Annotated in this window: 17 protein-coding genes and 1 pseudogene; 13 read left to right on the forward strand and 5 right to left on the reverse strand. The window is 53.9% G+C overall.

The features are described 5' to 3' along the window. Positions 1-531: 531 nt before the first annotated feature. Positions 532-1,131: a 30S ribosomal protein S4 gene (rpsD, locus tag B9T62_RS09485; RefSeq protein WP_087915032.1), complete on the reverse strand. Its 600-nt coding sequence runs from the start codon at positions 1,129-1,131 to the stop codon at positions 532-534. Between the two features lie 537 nt (positions 1,132-1,668). Here rpsD and B9T62_RS09490 point away from each other — a divergent pair. The 6 genes from B9T62_RS09490 (at position 1,669) to B9T62_RS09520 (ending at position 7,640) form a co-directional block, all read left to right on the forward strand. Beyond that, positions 1,669-3,669, forward strand: coding sequence for a sensor domain-containing diguanylate cyclase (locus tag B9T62_RS09490; protein WP_087915033.1), 2,001 nt, complete (start codon positions 1,669-1,671; stop codon positions 3,667-3,669). A gap of 135 nt (positions 3,670-3,804) precedes the next feature. Further along, positions 3,805-4,764, forward strand: a complete 960-nt coding sequence (locus B9T62_RS09495; RefSeq protein ID WP_087915034.1) for a hypothetical protein — start codon at positions 3,805-3,807, stop codon at positions 4,762-4,764. Between the two features lie 96 nt (positions 4,765-4,860). After that, entirely contained in the window at positions 4,861-5,976 is a 1,116-nt protein-coding gene (locus tag B9T62_RS09500) for an aminopeptidase (protein ID WP_087915035.1), read from the forward strand. 102 nt (positions 5,977-6,078) lie between these two features. Next, positions 6,079-6,324, forward strand: a complete 246-nt coding sequence (locus B9T62_RS09505; protein ID WP_087915036.1) for an HPr family phosphocarrier protein — start codon at positions 6,079-6,081, stop codon at positions 6,322-6,324. A 278-nt stretch (positions 6,325-6,602) separates the two neighbouring features. Continuing rightward, the gene (locus B9T62_RS09510) at positions 6,603-6,893 is read left to right on the forward strand and encodes an Fpa/YlaN family protein (protein WP_087915037.1); all 291 of its coding nucleotides are present in this window, start codon (positions 6,603-6,605) and stop codon (positions 6,891-6,893) included. Between the two features lie 381 nt (positions 6,894-7,274). Beyond that, positions 7,275-7,640, forward strand: coding sequence for an Asp23/Gls24 family envelope stress response protein (locus tag B9T62_RS09520; RefSeq protein WP_019911482.1), 366 nt, complete (start codon positions 7,275-7,277; stop codon positions 7,638-7,640). Between the two features lie 89 nt (positions 7,641-7,729). Here B9T62_RS09520 and ftsW read toward each other — a convergent pair whose 3' ends face one another. Both ftsW and B9T62_RS09530 read right to left on the reverse strand, forming a co-directional pair. Next, positions 7,730-8,989 (reverse strand): putative lipid II flippase FtsW, encoded by a 1,260-nt coding sequence (gene ftsW / locus B9T62_RS09525; RefSeq protein ID WP_087915039.1) that lies wholly within the window; start codon positions 8,987-8,989, stop codon positions 7,730-7,732. After that, complete coding sequence (locus tag B9T62_RS09530) at positions 8,986-9,333, reverse strand: YugN family protein (RefSeq protein WP_087915040.1); 348 nt, start codon at positions 9,331-9,333, stop codon at positions 8,986-8,988. The genes ftsW and B9T62_RS09530 overlap by 4 nt, the downstream gene beginning before the upstream one ends. Positions 9,334-9,572: 239 nt before the next feature. Between B9T62_RS09530 and B9T62_RS09535 the strand changes: the two genes are divergently transcribed. The 7 genes and pseudogenes from B9T62_RS09535 (at position 9,573) to B9T62_RS40615 (ending at position 16,830) form a co-directional block, all read left to right on the forward strand. Next, on the forward strand, positions 9,573-10,754 hold the full coding sequence (locus tag B9T62_RS09535) for an amidohydrolase (protein WP_087915041.1): 1,182 nt from the start codon (positions 9,573-9,575) through the stop codon (positions 10,752-10,754). Positions 10,755-10,907: 153 nt separating this feature from the next. After that, positions 10,908-11,597 carry a helicase-associated domain-containing protein gene (locus B9T62_RS09540; RefSeq protein ID WP_087915042.1) on the forward strand — a complete coding sequence of 230 codons (690 nt, stop codon included), beginning with the start codon at positions 10,908-10,910 and terminating at the stop codon, positions 11,595-11,597. Next, positions 11,576-12,706, forward strand: a pseudogene (locus tag B9T62_RS09545) (DNA repair helicase XPB); the annotation flags it as partial. The gene B9T62_RS09540 and the pseudogene B9T62_RS09545, both read left to right, overlap by 22 nt. Next, positions 12,706-14,685: a helicase-associated domain-containing protein gene (locus B9T62_RS09550; RefSeq protein ID WP_087915044.1), complete on the forward strand. Its 1,980-nt coding sequence runs from the start codon at positions 12,706-12,708 to the stop codon at positions 14,683-14,685. The pseudogene B9T62_RS09545 and the gene B9T62_RS09550, both read left to right, overlap by 1 nt. 30 nt (positions 14,686-14,715) lie before the next feature. Beyond that, the gene (locus B9T62_RS09555) at positions 14,716-15,153 is read left to right on the forward strand and encodes a YlbF/YmcA family competence regulator (RefSeq protein ID WP_087915045.1); all 438 of its coding nucleotides are present in this window, start codon (positions 14,716-14,718) and stop codon (positions 15,151-15,153) included. A gap of 43 nt (positions 15,154-15,196) precedes the next feature. After that, positions 15,197-15,460, forward strand: coding sequence for a YlbG family protein (locus tag B9T62_RS09560; protein ID WP_087915046.1), 264 nt, complete (start codon positions 15,197-15,199; stop codon positions 15,458-15,460). Between the two features lie 1,031 nt (positions 15,461-16,491). Continuing rightward, a complete protein-coding gene (locus B9T62_RS40615; protein ID WP_245864569.1) occupies positions 16,492-16,830 on the forward strand; it encodes a transposase in 339 nt (112 codons plus the stop codon). Positions 16,831-17,102: 272 nt separating this feature from the next. Here the strand turns inward: B9T62_RS40615 and map are convergent, their stop codons facing one another. Beyond that, positions 17,103-17,849 carry a type I methionyl aminopeptidase gene (gene map, locus B9T62_RS09570; RefSeq protein ID WP_087915047.1) on the reverse strand — a complete coding sequence of 249 codons (747 nt, stop codon included), beginning with the start codon at positions 17,847-17,849 and terminating at the stop codon, positions 17,103-17,105. Positions 17,850-17,876: 27 nt separating this feature from the next. Further along, the gene (locus tag B9T62_RS09575) at positions 17,877-18,740 is read right to left on the reverse strand and encodes a TetR/AcrR family transcriptional regulator (protein WP_087915048.1); all 864 of its coding nucleotides are present in this window, start codon (positions 18,738-18,740) and stop codon (positions 17,877-17,879) included. Positions 18,741-19,076 lie beyond the last annotated feature (336 nt).

Consider the following 19,076-nt stretch of genomic DNA (forward strand, 5'->3'; position numbering starts at 1 on the left):
ACCGGGTGCAAGCCCGTTATGGCAATGAAGTGAAGGCTCCGACTGCACAAAGCAGTGCTGCAGGCGCTTTAATAAGGGTGGTACCGCGAGCCTCTTACTCGTCCCTAGGGATGAATAAGGGGCTTTTTGTTGTGCAGTGCATTCAATAAAAGCCGCTGTCTATGGCGTTATTATGTGAATTTAACAGGGGGAATATGACGATGAGGTGGGAAGAGTTGTCAGTGGAACAGCAGGAAAACTGTGCAGCATCAGCTGGAAGTAATCTCGCGTGGAGTTGCAGAAATGGTACCTGAGGAAGAATTGAAGCGCAAACTGATCCAATCGGCGGCGTGCCGCTGAATGTGAATGGTGGGTTAGCACCGCAGGACGGAGACATCATTCAGGTGGGGAAGCGAAAGTTCGCGAAGTTGAGATTGACGATGCTTGATCACGTGGCGCATGATCCAAGATAAAGCAGGATTTTAATAAACAAAAAAAAGAACCTCCGGAATGATCCGGAGGTTCTTGGTCATACACAGATTAAGATTAATCTTAACGGTTGTAGAACTCGACGATTTGCTTCTCATCAATATCCTGGGACAGCTCAGCGCGCTCAGGCAAACGGATGTATTTACCTTCGAACGATCCGTCAGCATATTCCAGGTAAGCTGGAAGGTGGGAACGGTTCTCCAGGGCTTCCTTGATGGAGGACATTGCACGGCTCTTCTCGCGAAGACCGATTACGTCGCCCAGTGCTACACGGTAGGAAGCGATGTCGACTTTCTTGCCGTTTACGGTTACGTGGCCATGAGCTACCAGCTGACGCGAACCAGCGCGGGAGTTGGCGAAGCCAAGACGGTAAACGAGGTTGTCCAAACGGCTCTCAAGCAGGAACATGAAGTTCTCGCCCGCGATCCCTTGCAGCTTCTGTGCTTTGGTGAACAAAGTCTTAAACTGCTTCTCACCCAAACCGTACATGTGGCGAAGCTTCTGCTTCTCCAGCAACTGCATTCCGTAGTTACTTACTTTACGGCGTTGGTTGGCTCCATGTTGTCCTGGTGGGAAAGGGCGTTTCAAGTCTTTGCCTGTACCGCTTAGGGAAATGCCCAGACGGCGGCTGAGTTTAAATTTAGGTCCGGTGTAACGTGCCATGTTATAGTAGACTCCTTTATATTTGGGTTTAGATTAATAGGGAGTATTTGCGCCGCATTTCGTATGTGTGAACAGCATGGAATGCTGCCACACTGCCAGGAAAGTTCAGCCGCTGTCCTGACAGTACGAAACGCGTAGAGGGTGACACAACGTTACGCCCAAGTAAGACCTGTTACAGTCTTGTTCAACAATAAATATTATATGAAAACCATGCTTGATGTCAAGCGCATCTTTAAAGAGTTTTTGTCAGTCTTTGTCGTTAGTTCTTTGGTCCTAAAAAAAATCCCGGAAATCCCGAAAAACTAATGCATATCCTAAGGAAAGAGAGTAAAATATAGCTAATTAGTCGTTACCGCAGGTAGAAACGTCTTCGCCGTCCTCTGCAAAAGCCTACGCTTCCGAAGCAGCGATACTACGTATCGCTTTCAGGCATCCGTTTCTGCGAGAAATAGAAGGATAATTTATGGCGTGAAACATATAAATTCTTATATTTGAAAAATTTGTTTACTTACTTGAGATGCAAAGGGGATCCTCTTTATGTCAGAGCAGGAAGCGTACGGTCATAAAGACAGTCGTATGCTGTTACAGGATACCATGCAACCCGGGGGACCTGCCGTTGACCCCGCCGCATGGCTCAGGGAAGCGGACATCGTGTCCCATGACTTTCCTTACGCAGCGGAGCTGATAGCCGAGAGCTTCAGCGAATGGCATGAAGGACTAAAGGACCTGCCTTTTGCCGAGGCTTGGGAATGGTGCATCCTTGATTATGAAGGAAAGTGGATCAGTACCAAGGGAGGCGACCAGGAGCGCTGGAGCCCTTATTGGAATGAGGCCGCCTATAGCTCCCTCTTATCCGGGGATATAGCAGCGGTTCGTTCCTCTATGGACGGAATGGAGCTGAACTTGTTCACCATTCCGGTATTTACGCGCAAGGGCAGGGAGATCTTTGCCCTGCTTGGCTGCGTCATGCCTGCAGAAGTATATGATCAGGGTGGTCGCTTCACGGCTGAGGCGATGGCGCAGCATTACCGAACCTGTTTCTACCGCCGTTTCGAGCATGTGTTTGTTTCTGATCTGGCTGGCGTGCATCTTCACGCAGAACGGGAGAGCACCCGCCGCTCCCTGCTGTTCCAGATTGTGCAGCGGATGCATGACAATATAGATGTGGACGCTGTGCTGTCTGAAGTCATTGACAGTATTTCGGCTATGTATCCGGGGGCTGAGCTAAGACTGTTCATGTCCCAGGACCACCGCAGTACCCACTCAAAGGTCAAGCCGCTGTCTCATCTCTGGACAAGCGATGATGTGCGGGCCAAGGCCTTTAAGGACGGCAAGGTGACGCTGTCAGTGGGAGGAGCTGACTGCAGTACGGTAGAGATCGGTCTTCCGCTTGGCGGCAAGCAGGGGGTATACGGGGTTTTTCATATGGTGCTTAACGATCCTGAATTCCCGGATGTTGATTTGCGGTTTCTGTCTATGGTGGCCGATACAGCCGGAACAGCATTTGAGAATGCCAAGCTCTATGAACGCTCCAATCAGCTGATTCGCGAGCTGCGGATGAGCAATGAACTGACCCAGCGGCTGAATCAGAGCCTGCGGCTGGGCGATATTTTCCGCTTTGCTTTTGAAGAGCTGCTGGAGATGTTTGGCGCCGACTACTGCTGCATTATGCATATGAATGAAGAGAAGGGCGGACTGGAGGTCATTGCCTGCAATCATGCTCCCCTGCTGAACGAGATCATGCCGGCAGGGCAGGGACTTGGTGGGAGAGTATACTCGACGGGCGAACCGGTAATTATATCCGACTACCTGGATAATCCCGAAGCCAGCTCCCGGCTAATGGATGCCACCGGCTCCGAGTCGCTGATTGCAACGCCGCTAAGTGTAGGCGGTGAAGTACGCGGAGCCATTATGCTTGCGCACCGCGATGCTCACTACTTCTCTTACGACAATTACAAGCTGCTCCAGGCCATGGCAGGCCATATTGGCCTGGCTGTTGGTAACGCGCGTTTACATGCCGAGGTAAGACGTCTGGCCAACAGGGACAGTCTGACAGGGCTGTATGCCCGCCATTATCTGGACGAAGTGATCAAGGACAGGCAAGGCACCGATTTCTGCGGATCGTTGATTGTTGTGGATATCGACCAGTTCAAGCTGGTGAATGACACCTATGGCCACCAGAAGGGGGACAAGATCCTCAAACAGGTCAGCGAGATTGTGAAATCCTCCATCCGGCAGGGCGATATTGCCGCCAGGTGGGGCGGGGAAGAGCTGGCCGTATATTTGCCGCAGCTTGGCGCGCAGCAATCGATGTTTGTGGCCGAGCGTATCCGTAAACGTGTGATGGACGAAACGGAGCCGAGAGTCACCGTATCATGCGGGATTGCGGAATGGAGCTGGACAGATGAACGTGTGAGCGTGGAATCGCTGTTCTACCGTGCCGATATGGCGCTGTACGAAGCTAAGAACCAAGGCCGCAACCGGGTCGTGATTGACAGTAAGAAATTCGAGAGCAGTATGAAGAATCCCTGGGCCTGATGGCTTGGGGATTTTTTAGTTGCGAGACTGCGGTAACTGATCAGCAGATTAATGCTCAGCGTATAAGCGCGACCGGAGAGGATAACCTAACTTAGCAGATTGATTAACTTCATGCGAACAAAGGAAGGGTCGCAAATGAGAAAGCGGATGAAGCACTGGCACAATATTGTACGGAAGCATGTGTGGTGTTCTGCCTGCGGCATCTGCTGCCTCCTCAGCATCTGCGCGGGCTGCAGCGCGGGGATGGACAAGCCGGCTGCCGAGGATCTGAATCTGGTGCTGGCGGGGATGGCGGGCAGCGATGCGGTATCGTTCGAAGGGGCGGCAGCGCTGCTGCGCGGCGGGAAGCCGCTGGCCGATTCGATTCTATATTATGGAGGCAATGTGGAGGACCATAATAAGGTTAGTCTGTATACGCTGCTGCCGGACCGTCCCCCACTCGGCGACACAGAGATGGAACCTGTCTCCCGTCCCGGAGGTACAGCTATAGCGGAGCAGCCAGATACAACCGCCGCAGACGCAAGTGCGGACGTGAAACGCCCGGCAGAGCGCGCCCTGCGCTCGCCGACGTATTATTCCCGCCTGGAGAAGCAGGCGGGCGTGTGGCAGCCACAGGCGAATGCGCTGGTTTCGCAGCAGCAAGGGAACCCCTTGCCTGCGCTCAACCCGCTGCGCCAGCTGGAGGAGCTGGAGGATGCGCCCAAGCAGGTGACCGAGGAGCGCGGCGCAGCCCGCGGTACCCGGATGCTGCGCATCCGGGTGACCCCGGCGGAAGCAAAGCGGCGGCTGGCCGCCGAGCTGGAGCAGGAGATGCTCGCCGCGCGGCCGGCCACGGCGGAGAGCGCCGAGCAGCTGACGCCGCAGGAGCAGCGGGTAAACGCGGCGTTGGAGAAGCTGTGGCAAAAGCGGCATAAGGAGCTGCTGCAGAAGCTGAACCAGGCCGAGGTGGAGGCCGTCTACCATCTGACGGTAGATACGAAGCGTAATCTGCCCAAGCGGCTGACCTGGAACCGCAAGGTAAGCAGTACGGGAGCCATGGGCCAGGCGGACAGTGAAACCTATGTGGTAGAGGTGGATTTCTACGGCTACCGCTAAGCCGCTGCACAGCCGCAAAGATCTTGCGCTCGCATGCCGGAGTGCTACAATAGAAAGGCATGTCTATTTTAGTCAGAGGAAGGAAGATAGAGAACCATGAAGGACCCGCGAATTCAGAAGCTGGCGGCTAACCTGGTAGGTTATTCCGTGAATGTACAGCCGGGCGAGAATGTACTCGTCGAAATGATCGGCAGTGAGAGAGATTTGATCAAAGCCGTGGTGGAGGAGATCGGCAAAGCCGGCGGCAACGCTTTTGTCCAACTGACAGACCGTACCGTGCTCCGCAGCATGCTTCAATATGCAACCCGTGAGAGCCTGCAGACCTGGGCTGAGATTGACCTGAACCGTATGAAGCAGATGGATTGTTATATCGGTATCCGTAGCGGTGAGAATGTCAATGATCTGTCCGATGTGCCGGAAGACAATATGAAATTATACAACTCCATCTACTCCCATCCGGTACATATTGAACAACGCGTGAAGCACACCAAATGGGTGATTCTGCGTTATCCGAATGCAAGTATGGCACAGCTGGCCAATGTCAGCACTGAGGCTTTTGAAGATTTCTACTTCGAGGTCTGCAATCTGGATTATGCCAAAATGGACAAGGCCCAGGACGCGCTCGCCGAGCTGATGAGAGCTACCGACAAGGTGCGCATCGTAAGCCCGGGTACCGACCTCAGCTTCTCAATCAAAGGGATCGGGGCCGAGAAATGCTCCGGCCAGAAGAACATCCCGGATGGCGAGGTGTACAGCGCGCCGGTTCGTGATTCTGTAAACGGCACAATCAGCTATAATGCAGCGACTCTATATAATGGGGTAACTTTTGAGAATGTGAAATTCAGATTCGAGTCAGGCAAAATTGTCGAGGCTTCCAGCAACGATACGGCCCGCTTGAATGAAATTCTGGATTCGGATGAAGGCGCCCGGCATATCGGTGAATTCGCCATCGGCTTCAACCCGTATATTCTGCACCCTATGAAGGACATTCTGTTCGATGAGAAAATCGCAGGCAGCCTGCATTTCACTCCCGGTCAGGCCTATGATGTCACCGACAACGGCAACCGTTCGGCCATTCACTGGGATCTGGTACTGATTCAGCGTCCGGAATACGGCGGCGGCGAGATTTATTTCGACGATGTGCTGATCCGCAAAGACGGGATTTTTGTGACCCCGGAATTGCAAGGTCTGAATCCGGATAACCTGAAATAAAATGTAAAGAAAGAAAACACCTTGCGTGAGTAAGCGGATTCAATGTATCATGAGAATGGATAACGAAGACTAGTCTTATAATCAAGTTGCGGAGGGATTTCTATGTCCAGTAACAATGCGGCAATTGTTGACATTGCCCAAACAGCGGGCCGTTTTAACTCATCTATCGTTCTTCAAGCAGAGAACAAGTACATTGACGTTAAGAGCATTCTGGGTTTGTTCACTACGCTGGTATCCAGCCAGAGCTATGAGCTTCATGTTCATGGAGCCGATGCTGAGGAAGCCAAGAAGGCAATGAGCGAAGTGTTCGCTAAGCACGGACTCAACTTCACGGTTGTAGCGGAGTAGTCAGAAGAAGAGGACGTCCTGCCGATTGTGGCAGGGCGTTTTTACTATGAATATAAGAATTTATATGTTTCACACGATAACTTATCCTTCTATTTCTCGCTGAAACCATACCGTCCTTATAAAAGGACGGCAAAGCCGTTTCCACTTGGAAATGACGGATATTGATTCTGGAAATGAGTCTTTCGCAAACTGAATTCTTGTATTGGTATGCAATTTCGACTAATATTAAATAAACTAACAAAAGCAGATTTCACTTTTGGACATGGGGGGGACGAAACATGACTTCATCGGAGTTGCAGGAACAGTATAATCTTAAAGCGATCAATCTTCTACAGGAAGATGCCAATAAAATTGAGAAGCTTATCGAGGTTCAGATGGAGAATCTGGCGACCCGGTATTGCCCTCTCTATGAGGAAGTGCTGGATACCCAAATGTACGGTTTCTCCAGAGAGGTCGATTTCGCGGTCAGAGCCGGGCTGGTGCCGGAGATTACCGGCAAGATGGTGCTGAGCAAGCTGGAGCGCAATTTGGCGGTATTGTACGAAGCGCTCAACAACAAAGCGAAGTAATCCGCTCATACGGGACAAACCCATTATTAAAGCGCACATACGGTCCGGAGAGCCGTGATGTGCGCTTTTTTTCTGCCTATAGAACGTGAACTTAAGAATGTTACATACGGAGAAGCCCTAAAGTATAAACTGCAGGGTGTGGCCCCAGCCGGCATAATGCCCGATGGCGATGAGGGCGAAGGTGATGCCCAGCAGCCCCGGAGAAATCCATTTTTTCACTTGAGACACGCTCCATCCGATATATGTAGGATAAATTCATAAACAATATACCCAAATTGCCCATGCATGTAAACGGAAGCTGTAAGAAAGTAGGAAAGTCATTTGCTTTTTAGCCTGTTTAGGAATTACAATAATTGATAATGAGTGTAGGAGGGATATGGCATGGCGGAACAACTTCAACTGGAAATGGGAAATATACGAATTTCGAATGACGTCGTTTCCAAGATTGCCGGACTGGCTGCCTTGGAAACGCCGGGAATAGCGGCCATGTCCGGCGGCTTGTCCGAAGGCTGGGCCAAGCGCTTAAGCGGGAAGAACGTGCAGAAGGGTGTTACCGTTGAAGTGGGACAGCTTGAAGCGGCTGTAGATCTGCGTATTATTGTTCTGTACGAAACACCGATACACGAAGTGTGCCGGATGCTTCAACAGAACGTACGCGAGGCTGTGGAGAGTATGACCGGTCTTCATATTGTAGAAGTGAATGTTAAGGTGGAAGGCGTAGCCTTCAAGAATGACGAGATTTCGTAAACGTCAGGGTTGCCTTAAATTGAAAAAACTTATCTATCACAAAAAGGCAGTCCGCGGATCATCTCCCGGACTGCCTTTTTGTGTGAAGTTTACCGTTGATTGGTTCTTAGCGCCCTTACCTGTCTGACCGTGGTCACCGATTTGGTCACCTCCTGCTTGGCCGGGCGATTGCTCTCTCTGGAGATGGAGAGCATAATGCCCATGCAGAGCATGCTTACCAGCAGCGAGGAGCCGCCGTAGCTGATGAACGGCAGGGTGACCCCTGTCAAGGGAATCGTCTTGGTGACGCCCCCAATGTTGACGAAGGCCTGGATGGCGAACAGCCCCATAATGCCGATCCCGACCAGCGTCCCGAACGGATCGGGGCAGCGCAGGGCGATCAGAATGCCCCTCCAGATGAAATAGAGGTAGAGCAGCAGGAACATGGAGGTCCCGATAAACCCGAACTCCTCTCCGATGATGGCGAAGATGAAATCGGTATAGGGATAAGGCAGATAATTCAGCTTCTGCACACTTTGACCGAATCCGGAGCCGCTGACCCCGCCGTCGCCAAAAGCCATTAAAGACTGAATAATCTGGAATCCGCCTTTATCCGGTTCTTTAAAAGGATTGAGAAAAGCTTCGATCCGGTCCATTCTGTAGTTCTGTTCAGTAGTCACGATCTCCGGAGAGGACGAGAGAGAATCTAGCAGACCCTTGGCGCCCAGCACCAGCGCAGCCCCCAGCACGAGCAATGCGAGCGAGGCCATAATATGCTTCATGCTTGCGCCTCCGGCATAAATCACCAGCCCGCTGGTGGCGACCAGAATCATACAGGAACCGAAGTCGGGCTGCATCATGATCAGTCCGGCGACAATGCCGACAATAACCATGACCGGGATGTAGCCGGTGCGCAGATCGCGCAGCCGCTCACCTTTTTTGGTGATCAGGGCAGCAAGGTAGAGAATGATCGAGATTTTGGCCAGTTCGGTAGGCTGGATTCCCAAGGTTCCGATGCTGAGCCAGCTTCTGGCACCGTTAATGCCTTCCATTGTGGCTACCAGCAGCAGCAGAACCACAGTGATTACAAATATCGGAGCATACCATTTCTTGAATTTGCTGTAATGAATATTCATCACGACCAGCATCACGAAGGTTCCCAGCGCGACCCAGATAATCTGTTTCTTGATGAAAAAATAAGGATTATAGCTGAATTGCTTGCTGGACAGGGTAAGGCTGGAACTGGAGCTGTAGATCATAACCAGACCGAAGCCTACAAGCAGCATAACCAGCACGAGCAGCTGAAAATCGGGTGTTCCTCTTTTGGGCAGGCTGACTTTGGACTTCGTCTTTCCCTTTGCCGTACTCAAGCTTCCAGCAGCTGCTTAAGCTCAAGAATCCGCTGTGCAGCTGCGTCCAATACAGGCTGTGGAACCGGCGACTCATATTCCAGCCCATGAGGGAAGGTCGCTTTCCCGAGATAAACCGCTTCAATCGAGAGGACCGCGTCGGGCTTCTCCAGCTTGCCCTCCACAGCGCGTGTGTTGAAGCGCAGGTAATATTCATCGCCATTCTGCCGGTCTTCGATTTTACAGTCGTAAGTGGCACGGTAGTATTCCCATTGCCAGCGGATGAAGCCGGCTTTTGCCGCACTCTCGTCAAGATAGAACAGATCGCTTCTTAATCCCACGAGGCCCGTGTTCTCAAAAATCATAGCACAGACATCCCCCTTATGAAGTATAATGATAAATTGCTGATCCGGTTATTGACGTTCCTCCTCATGATAGTATGTTTAAAGGGGTTCTGCAAGAGCGTTCGAAAGGCTGCGATACACTGTTTTTGGGGTTTCTGCTACAATAAAAGCTATATATGGGACCGTGGCAGCAACTAACATAAAAGATTCGTTATTACGGGCTGCACGGATCATGATCCCGGGAGAGGATTTGGAGAAACATGGAGAGATTACAGGTGGAACAATTACTGGAGGATATGATCGTCTGGCGGCGGCATCTGCACCGTCACCCCGAATTGTCTTATCAGGAAAAAGAGACCTCCGCATATGTGGCGGACAAGCTGGCAGCCTTCGGGATTGAAATGATCCGAAGCCAAACAGGTTATGGCCTGACTGGCATCCTGAAGGGGGCGCTTCCGGGCAGAACGGTGGTGCTGCGGGCGGATATGGATGCGTTGCCGATCCGTGAGGACAACGGTTGTGAATACAGCTCGCTGAATGAGGGGGTTATGCATGCCTGCGGCCATGACGGTCATACGGCGATGCTGCTGGGCGCAGCGGCTTATTACAGTGCCCGGCGCGAAGAGCTGGCTGGGGAGATCCGCTTCCTGTTTCAACCGGCGGAGGAGGTCTGCCCCGGCGGGGCACAGGGTATGATTGCCGAAGGTGTGCTTGAAGGAGCAGATGCAGTCTACGGCCTGCATCTGTGGACTCCGTTTCCGGTAGGGACAGTAGGCAGTGCGCCCGGTCCGCTCATGGCTTCCGCAGATGAATTCTTCATCGATATCATCGGCCGAGGGGGGCATGGCGGTATGCCCCACAAGACGATTGACAGCATCGTGGCGGGCGCGGCGCTGGTCACCCAGCTGCAGAGCGTGGTCAGCCGGTCCGTTGATCCGCTGCGTCCGGCGGTGTTAAGCGTGGGCACGATCCAGGGCGGCTTCGCCCAGAACGTAATTGCCGAGCGCTGCCGGATCACCGGGACCGTGCGGGCTTTCGATGAAGAGACGCGGCATCTGATCCGGCGTAGAATTGAAGAGATGACGGCTGCTGTAGCTGCCGCTCACGGCGCCGAAGCGAAGCTGGACTATGTGATGGGTTATCCGCCGCTGGTGAATGATGAGGCGGAGTATGGCCGTTTTGCCCGGATTGCGCCAGAAGCGCTGGGGGATTCCGTTCAGGTGATGCGGATGGAGAAGCTGATGCCTGCGGAGGATTTCTCCTATTATGTGAAACAGGTTCCCGGCTGTTTCATGTTCGTCGGCGCGGGCAATCCGCATAAGAACGCGATTTATCCTCATCACCACAGCAAATTTGATTTCGATGAGGATGCTATGCTCCACGGGCTCCGGCTGATGATTGCCATGGCCGATTCCTCGCTGGCAGAACCCACACTTGTATAATCTTCTCCGAGAGAGGATAACCTGATAAGGACTATTGTGAAAGCTCATTGCCGTGGATACGCAATGGGCTTTTTTGAAATATAGGCTGTTTCTTATTTGTGAATGGATTCAATGCCGCTTGGCAAAACCGCCTGCGACTAAGGAGGTAACCGAATGAACGGATCAGGAGCATGTATTGTGCGCAAGGACCGCAGTATTCTGCTGGAGTGTGCCCATCCCGGCTTTGAGGAGGCAAGAAGGGTGCTGGCAGTCTTTGCCGAGCTGGTCAAAAGCCCTCCAGGCTATCACACGTACCGGGTTACGCCATTGTCTCTCTGGAATGCGGGAGCACTAGGCTATACGGCTGCTCAGATCAACGACAGCCTGAACGCGCTGGCCCGCTTGGGAGTTCCCGCAGGGCTGGAGGAAGAAATCACACTGCTGCTGTCCCGCTACGGCAGATTGACGCTGCATGGCGCGGATGCTGATCCGGGGCGGATTCTGCTGCGCACTGACGGGCCTGAGCTGCTGGATGAGTTGGAGTGCCACCTCACAGTTACCGGTCTGGGCTGGGAGAGGACCGCAACGCTGGAGGCGAGATTCCCTGCACAGGAACGGGGGCTGCTGAAGCAGGAATTAACGCGGCTGGGCTACCCTGTGCTGGATTATGCGGGTTATCATGCGGGGCAGACGCTGCAGCTATCATGGAAGAAGGAGAGCGGTGAGCAGGCTGGCAGAGGGGCTGGGGGAGGGCTGATAAAGGGGCTGGAGATAGAGCGAGTGAAAGTGCTGGTGAAAGTGCTGGTGAAAGTACTGGTGAAAAAGCGGGTGAGAAGGCCGCAGGTGCTACATCGCTGGAATTAAGAGACTACCAGGTGGAGGCGGTCAGGCAGTTCCAAGGCCTGGAGGGCAGCGGAGTAGTCGTGCTGCCCTGCGGGGCAGGCAAGACCTTGGTAGGTCTTGCCGTGCTGGAGAAGCTTCAATGCGAGACGCTGATTCTGACCTCCAATACGACTTCTGTCAGGCAGTGGATGGAGGAGCTGCTGCTGAGGACGGACCTCGCAGCAGATGCGGTCGGTGAATATTCCGGGGAGAAACGGCAGGTGCGCCCGGTTACCATTGCCACCTATCAGATCCTTACGCACCGCCGCTCCAAGGATGGGGACTTTCTACATATCAATCTATTCAACGAGCGCAATTGGGGACTGATTATCTATGACGAGGTGCATCTGCTGCCTGCTCCGGTCTTCCGGGCTACCGCAGATATTCAGGCAACCCGCCGTCTCGGTCTGACGGCAACGCTGGTAAGGGAAGACGGCAGGGAAGGCGATGTATTCTCACTGATCGGCCCGAAGCGTTACGACCTGCCCTGGAAGGAGCTGGAGCAGCAGGGGTGGATCGCCACCGTGGAATGTGTCGAAGTGCTGGTTCCGATGGATCGTGAGCTGAAGCAGCGATATATCCATGCGGAGCCTAAAGAGAGATTCCGCCTGGCTGCCGTTAATCCGGCCAAGGCTGCGGCTGCGCGGCAGATTGTGAATGAACACGCCGGATCATCGATTCTGATCATCGGGCAATATCTCGATCAGCTGAGTGAGCTGGCGGAGCTGTTTCAAGCGCCGCTGATCACAGGGCAGACGACCCAGCAGGAGCGGGGCAGGCTGTTTGCGGCTTTTAATGCCGATGAAATCCGCCTGCTGGTGGTGTCCAAGGTGGCCAATTTCGCTGTTAACCTGCCGGATGCCGCGGTTGCTGTGGAGGTCTCGGGCGCATTTGGCTCACGCCAGGAGGAGGCGCAGCGGCTGGGCCGGATTCTGCGGCCGAAGCCGGGAGAGAACCGCTCCTTTTTCTATTCGCTGGTCACGGTTGACAGCCGGGAGCAGGATTTCGCAGCGCACCGCCGGATGTTTCTGACCGAGCAGGGGTATGAATATGAAATCCGCAGTCTGGCTGCCGGACAGGAGGCGCTGTGATGAGCAGGTTGGAACAGCTCTCACAAGGGGCGCAGGAATTGTTGAGGCGTATCTGTGCGGCTCACGCCTCAGAGCCCTTCGTTGCCGGCAAAGAGCAGCGGCTCGGTCCGGTAAACCAATGCCGGGCGGCGGGCACGCTGGCGCGGCAGGAGCTGCTGCAGGGCGGCTGGCTGACAGCTGTGCAGGAGGTATCCGGGGAAATCTTCTACCGGATACCGGAGGCAGTGCTGCCAGCGCTTCAGCAGCGCTGGTTCAGCTATACGCCTGCAGCGCTGGACGGCAGCGGCGTGAAGCTGCTCCGCGAGCCTGGAGCAGGACTGGCGGGCGAGCTATTTCGGGCGCTGCTGTTCACGGCGCGGGAAGGACTGCCTCTCACGGCCAAAGGCATCATTGCCAGAAGTACGATGCGCCGCCTGAATCTGCAACTGTCCCTGTGCGATGAAACGCTGCGCAGCCTGATTATGTTCTTCCCGGCCGGCGATCTGCAATTTCCGGCTGCGGCTGTTGCCGTGGATCTGATGCTGTGCCTCGGACTGGTGCAGAGACACAGCAAGGGGTACAGCCTAGTACCCGGACAGCTGAAGGCCTGGATGCAGCTGCCAGAGCCGGCTATGGACAGGCTGCTCTATGGCATTGTGTGCCGGCGGTACGGCAGTGACCGGCCCGCCGCGCGTCATTTGCGGTGGCTGCTGTCAGGCCGTGGCGTGGCACCTGGCGTATGGGTGTCCTTTCCTGCGCTGCTGGACTGGATGGAAAGCACTGCTCTGGTGGACATAACCAGCCGGGACGAATTGGCAAGTGCAGGGCAGCGGTGGCTGGAATGCCTGGCTGCTTTTGGCTGGGGTGAGCTGGGGAGCGCCGGCTCGGGGGCGCTTTGCTTCCGCTGGACAGCAGGCAAGCCGCTGCCGGAAGCTGGCGGTGGGGCTGGGCTGTGGGATGGGCTGGAGATGGACATGGACATGGACATGGAGCCCGACAGTTACGTGGAGACGGCATCCCCGTCGTTTATCGTCCAGCCGGACTATGAGATTCTGGTCCCGCCGGAGGTTCCCTATGCGGTGCGCTGGAGTCTGGCTGGCTGCGCAGAGCTGCTGCTGAGCGACACGCTCTGGAGCTACCGGCTGACCCGTGCGCAGCTGGAGTTCGCGCTGGAGCAGGGCCTGGACGCAGGACAGGTGTGCCGCTGGCTGGAGAGCCACGCGCTCGGCGGGCTGCCACCGGTGGTGAGGACTTCGCTTGCGCAATGGGGCAGGAGCCTTGGCCGGACGACACTGTCCGGCGATATGCTGCTCTGCCGCAGCGAAGAGGATGCCGATGCCCTCGCCGGGCATCCACGGTTGCAGGCGGGCCTATCCAGGGATGGCCCGCTGCAGTTTCGCGTGACAGCTCCTTCAGCAGCGGCATTGCTGAAGGAGCTGGCGGCAGCCGGGATGGCCCCGCTCCGCAGCAAGGGGCCGCAGAGCCAGCCGCCCGAAGCTGTGGGCGGCTGGTTCAGCCTGGAAGCCGCATCGCCGGCGGAGAGGTTCTGCTTGCCGGAGCAGGAACCGCAGCCAGAGCTGCTGCCGGGACCACTGCCAGCGAGGGAACGGCCACACTGGCAGCCGCTTGCGGACCTGCCGCAGGAACCGCTGTACCCGGGCCTAGGGCAGGTCCCGGCCAGGTGGAGCCGCGAGTGGCGGCACTACCACAGTTCAACGGCCCGCCAAGTCATGGAGCAGGCCTTGGCTTGGGGCATCGGGGTAAGTCTGACCCTGGATGGACAAGTCTGTGAGTTCATTCCCTCGAGAATTACGGACAACCCTTGGATAGTGGCAGGTTACCTGCTAGAGGGTGACAGCGAAGAAGGCGCTTCCGAAATGGAGCTGACGGCTGAGGACTGGACCGGAATGAAGCTGGTATTTCCAGTTGTAAGCAGAAATTCCTCTTCTGTTGAAGCGGCCGGATATGCTATGATAGAAAGGTCTACTTCAAGCAGGTAGTCAATTTTATACAGAAATGAGATGAAGCTCATGAGCGTAGCGGAATTAAATACGGTTGATATGGCCGAAGTGCTGACATACGCCTATGAATTGGGCGACATGATAAATCAGTCTGTCGAAGTGACGGATTACTTATACTGGAAGGGACGGGTTGACACTAACCCTGAAATCCAGGCGATGATCAATCGGTTGCAGAGCAAGAAAGAACTGTTCGAGGAGACACAGCGGTTCGGACATTTCCATCCGAATTATCATTCGGCCAAGGATGAGGTAACAGCGGTAGAACTGGAGATGGAACAGTTTGAAGAGGTGGTCCGCTTCAAGCAGGCGGAGAAGATACTCGACGATATCCTGTACTCCATGTCGGAGACGATTGCTTTCTCTGTATCCGAGACGATTAAGGTTCCAAGCAATAACCCGGCGCCGAAGGGCGGCTGCGGCAGTGGCGGCAAGTGCTCCTGCGGGTAAGGTAGCTTAGGCAGGGCATTGAAGATGAAGGGCGGATGAGCTTATGTTTGCGGAACGCACAGGATATATTGTTTGGGTCAGCGATGTCAAGGCGGCACGCAACCTGGAGAAGTACGGAACATTACATTATGTTTCGCGCAGAATGCATTACGCGGTCATGTACGTCAACGCGGAACGCGCCGAGGAAGTCATGAAGAACGTCCGCAGACTTTCTTATGTGCGCAAGATCGAAAGATCCTACCGCAATGAGCTGAAGACCGAATATACCAGTAACGGGCCGGACAAGTCCCGATATTACGGATTATAAATGGAGTTCTGAAACAGGTGCCTTTGGCACCTGTTTTTTTGGGTGCGCCTCACAGTCGCTGTCGATGCTAACTGTATTAGGTACAGTTATTCTGGGCAAAAGTTGGCTCAAAACTACTTTAACTGTATTCTGCGCAGTTATTTTCGGCCAAAATGCGTAATCAGGGCTGTATCGGCAAATATAAGTGTGCGAAATACATCTAAACTACTTTCTACGCTCCAACCAGCTAATACAGCTGTACGAAATGCAGTTACCTCTCTTCCCCATTCGTCTCTCCCTATCCCTATCCTCACTATCACCCGCTATCCTCTCTTCTCATGCAGCCCCTTACTCAAATAGTGTGCTCTAGAGCTATACTTCTTCTGAAAGCTGGTTACTTAGATGACTGTGATGGTGCGAAGAGGGATAAGTGGAGCATTACGTGCAGGATTGGAGGTACAGGTTGACTTATAAGAGGTTTGCCTTTAATTTGTTTAAACGTTACTACTTAGGATTCCGTATGATAAGAACACTTCAGATTCAGTTCCATGATATAGAACGTGAACTTAAGAATGTTATATTCGAGTGGTCCGGGTAGCCCAATGCACCCAGCATTCTGACAACTCCACCGTTTCATTCTTAAGTTCATCTTATATAGTCTCATATGATCAGTCCAAAGAATTAGTTGCGAAACTGCATCTATTTAGCCGTTTTTTTCTGTGTTGGAGGAAATAAGTGCGAAAACGCACCTAATTTAGGATTTTGAGCGTAATAAGCTTGCTTTACTCGAATTTAGTTGCAGATATGCACTTATTATCCTGATAATGGGTGTTTCGGCGGAGATTAGTTGCAGTTTCGCATCTAATTACTCCGGAGGTTCCAAGGCAACACTCTAAATCCTGGCTGAATCCTAAGCAGTAACGAAATGTGAGAATAAGCCTCTCTTCCTATAGCGGAAGAGAGGCTTATTTGATGAGGTATAGGTTACTACGTAAGGCCCCTTGCCTTCTGATAGAGGTTTTAGCTTTCTAAGGAGTAACGCGTAGGTGACTATGAATAGTGTGCCCGGACGCTTTGAACTGATATTCACCCCCAAACATGGTTCTTGGCTCAATGTGATTGAAAGCTTTTTTGCAAAGATGACGAAACAAGTGCTTCGTCACCTACGAGTGAAGTCCAAGGAAGAATTGAAACAACGTATTGAATTGTATCTTCAAGAAGTCAACGCCAATCCTGTTACTTTTTCGTTGGAAGCATGGGTTAGGTTGAATGCCTTTTACGTTATTTCAGATCGTTCTACTAGGCTAATGGAAGTGTTTTACTTCTGGGCCATTTTCCCGGGGAGACGGTTTTTCGGCACCGGATCCGGCTTAGCGAATCGTCATAAATAGACGCATGAATTGTGCACTAAGATTCGTTCGATTTTTACACCCTTTTCCATAAAGGTTACAAAATTGATACCAAAGTCATAATAAAAAATCGCATAACAACGCGGTTTTTCGTAAATCGGTAAAGTTACAAACCATGTAAAAAAAGCTTTGGGTCACAGGCGGGGCTCAGCGCTTTTTCGTCGTTTCGGATTACGAACTTTCGTCAGGCCAAGCAGGCCGGGTTGGTAACTTATTTTCTAAAATGACGCATTCCCGTCTGTTCGCCTCTATTCTTACTGGGCCGTTAAAATCAGCGGTCCGTCCGGTGTGATTGCGATCGTATGCTCATATTGCGCCGACAACTTGCCGTCGGCCGTTCTCGCCGTCCACTGATCGTCGTCGATCGTCATACGGAACGTACCTTCGTTGACCATCGGTTCAATCGTAAATACCATGCCTTCCTTTAACCGAATGCCTTTGCCGGCTACGCCGATATGCTCGTAGCTCGGCTCCTCGTGCAGGCTCCGCCCGATCCCGTGCGCCAGCAGATCGCGTACGACCGAATACCCGTTTGCTTCCGCATGCTGTTGAATCGCCGACGTTATGTCGCCGAGCCGGCCCCCGGGGAGCGCACGGGCGATCCCCAGATCCAAGCATTCCTTTGTCACCTTCATTAATTTTTGCGCCTCCGGCCGGATATTGCCCACCGCATAGCACATGCACGAATCGCCGAACCATCCGCCGTATTCCACGACGATGTCGAGCTTCAGCAAATCGCCGTCCATAAGCGCCCGGTTCGAAGGAATGCCGTGGGCCACCACATCGTTGACCGAAGTGCAGGTTTCGGCGGGGAAACCGTTGTACCCTTTCGTAAACTGCTTGCCGCCCAGCTTGGTGATGTGTCTGGCAACAAAGTCATTGATTTCCCGGGTGGTGATCCCAGGCTTGATCAGTTTGGCCACCTCGCGGTAGCAGTCCGCAACGATTTGGCTCGCCGGCTTCATCTCTTCGATTTCCCTAGGTGATTTTAAAATGATCATCTTTTGTTTATTCGCTCCTTATCCATTCTATAATTTTAAAAACCGGGCGATATCCCTGGCCTCCTCGTGCAGCTTTCCGCGGCGAAGCGAAAGCGAGGCGCAGCCGACTAAGGCGGCCAGCAGCATTTCCGCGCGCCGCAGCCGATACGGCGGCTCCGCCGCGTTTCCGCCGGAAGCGGCAGCCCCGTCCGCCGCACGCCCGGTTTCCAGCAGCGCGGCCAGCGGCGCGAGCACCTCCCGGCGAAAGGCGACCGAGAGCGGGGCTGAGCGCGCTTCAGGCAGCGAGGCAAAGCCCTCACCGGCCAGCTTATGCAGCAGGTACAGGGCGTGGTCCTCCGCCCAAAGCTGCAGCAGCCGGACGCCGGCGGCGGCGGCGGGGCCAAGCTCTGCGGCAGCGGCCGTTTCGCGGCTTCCGCTTCGGGAATCCGCGGCAGCCGAGTTCCCGGTGTCCGCCGCAGCAGCCAAGCCGAAATGCCCGCCCGCCGGCGCCTCCCCCGAAGCCGAAGCGCGCGGAACCTCCAGCGGGGCCTTCAGTTGAGCCTCCAGTGGGACCTCCGGCGGAACCTTCAGCAGGACCTCCAGCGGGGCCTTCAGTTGAGCCTCCAGTGGGACCTCCGGCGGAACCAGCAGGGCCTCTAGCGGAGCCTCCAACGGGGCCTCCAGCCATCCCCCGGCCCGCTCCAACGCGTCCCATAGCAGATCGTGGAGCAAATCGCCCTTATTGCTGTAATAATGGTATACCGTGCCATAGCCGAGTCCTGCCTGCGCGGCCACATCACGGATTTCCAGTAAAGGCCCTTTCTTCAAAAACACATCGGCAGCGGCTTTACGGATTTGCGCCAGACGCCGTAGCCGGATATCTTCGTTTTGTTCCTTCGTGCGTGGAGTCATCTCGTCCGTTCACCTCTTTTGTTATTGACCTACTCATATGTCAATATAAAATATTGGCTTGCGAATTACAAGAGATTAGCTGGAGGATTTCCGGCGCAACCTAGAAATCGGTGCTTGACCAACGGGTTAGCCTCGAACGAGCGACCTGTTTGGAACATTGATACGCTAACGGTTGTCATAGCGCTTAATCGGCCCAAAAAACGGGGGTTTCTTTTCTAACGGTTGTATGCGCGCTTATTTGGACGAAACAGCCCCTCTGCCTACGAAAAAACGGAAAATAGGCCCGCTGGCAACGGTTACATTTTGTAAACCCCCATTCTGAGACCAACTAGCGGT

The organism is Paenibacillus donghaensis (genome assembly GCF_002192415.1).
GTDB classification, from domain to species: domain Bacteria; phylum Bacillota; class Bacilli; order Paenibacillales; family Paenibacillaceae; genus Paenibacillus_AQ; species Paenibacillus_AQ donghaensis.

Excerpts from the sequence above, each read along its gene's own strand:
- rpsD (WP_087915032.1), bottom strand. The coding sequence starts at position 1,131 with ATGGCACGTTACACCGGACCTAAATTTAAACTCAGCCGCCGTCTGGGC.
- B9T62_RS09490 (WP_087915033.1), top strand. The coding sequence starts at position 1,669 with ATGTCAGAGCAGGAAGCGTACGGTCATAAAGACAGTCGTATGCTGTTA.
- B9T62_RS09495 (WP_087915034.1), top strand. The coding sequence starts at position 3,805 with ATGAGAAAGCGGATGAAGCACTGGCACAATATTGTACGGAAGCATGTG.
- B9T62_RS09500 (WP_087915035.1), top strand. The coding sequence starts at position 4,861 with ATGAAGGACCCGCGAATTCAGAAGCTGGCGGCTAACCTGGTAGGTTAT.
- B9T62_RS09505 (WP_087915036.1), top strand. The coding sequence starts at position 6,079 with ATGTCCAGTAACAATGCGGCAATTGTTGACATTGCCCAAACAGCGGGC.
- B9T62_RS09510 (WP_087915037.1), top strand. The coding sequence starts at position 6,603 with ATGACTTCATCGGAGTTGCAGGAACAGTATAATCTTAAAGCGATCAAT.
- B9T62_RS09520 (WP_019911482.1), top strand. The coding sequence starts at position 7,275 with ATGGCGGAACAACTTCAACTGGAAATGGGAAATATACGAATTTCGAAT.
- B9T62_RS09530 (WP_087915040.1), bottom strand. The coding sequence starts at position 9,333 with ATGATTTTTGAGAACACGGGCCTCGTGGGATTAAGAAGCGATCTGTTC.
- B9T62_RS09535 (WP_087915041.1), top strand. The coding sequence starts at position 9,573 with ATGGAGAGATTACAGGTGGAACAATTACTGGAGGATATGATCGTCTGG.
- B9T62_RS09540 (WP_087915042.1), top strand. The coding sequence starts at position 10,908 with ATGAACGGATCAGGAGCATGTATTGTGCGCAAGGACCGCAGTATTCTG.
- B9T62_RS09550 (WP_087915044.1), top strand. The coding sequence starts at position 12,706 with ATGAGCAGGTTGGAACAGCTCTCACAAGGGGCGCAGGAATTGTTGAGG.
- B9T62_RS09555 (WP_087915045.1), top strand. The coding sequence starts at position 14,716 with ATGAGCGTAGCGGAATTAAATACGGTTGATATGGCCGAAGTGCTGACA.
- B9T62_RS09560 (WP_087915046.1), top strand. The coding sequence starts at position 15,197 with ATGTTTGCGGAACGCACAGGATATATTGTTTGGGTCAGCGATGTCAAG.
- B9T62_RS40615 (WP_245864569.1), top strand. The coding sequence starts at position 16,492 with ATGAATAGTGTGCCCGGACGCTTTGAACTGATATTCACCCCCAAACAT.
- map (WP_087915047.1), bottom strand. The coding sequence starts at position 17,849 with ATGATCATTTTAAAATCACCTAGGGAAATCGAAGAGATGAAGCCGGCG.
- B9T62_RS09575 (WP_087915048.1), bottom strand. The coding sequence starts at position 18,740 with ATGACTCCACGCACGAAGGAACAAAACGAAGATATCCGGCTACGGCGT.